This window comes from Arthrobacter sp. U41 (genome assembly GCF_007679325.1).
GTDB lineage: Bacteria > Actinomycetota > Actinomycetes > Actinomycetales > Micrococcaceae > Arthrobacter.
This window is the reverse complement of record NZ_VEGI01000027.1, coordinates 1-232: the sequence shown is the minus strand read 5'-3', so window position 1 is coordinate 232 and position 232 is coordinate 1. Positions and strand designations below refer to the sequence as shown.

1 protein-coding gene is annotated in these 232 nt (G+C 63.8%); it reads left to right on the top strand.

All coding sequences use genetic code 11. From position 1 onward, the window contains the following. Positions 1–232 (top strand): pyridoxal-phosphate dependent enzyme (locus FS787_RS17910; RefSeq protein WP_144674651.1); only part of this gene is annotated, 232 nt, incomplete at both ends.

Here is a 232-nt window from a genome sequence, read left to right as displayed (position 1 = left end):
AACCGGATCCCGTCGACGGCTTCCTCGGAGCCCGGCTCAACCACGTGCGGGACCTGTGTGCGTCCGACGAGCGGTACATCTGGCTCAACCAGTACACCAATCCCGGCAATTGGGGAGCGCACTACCGCTGGACTGCCCCCGAGATCTCCAATCAATTCCCCGACCTGGACGTGCTGTTCGTGGGAGCGGGGACAACGGGGACCTTGATGGGTTGCGCGCGGTACTTCCGTGA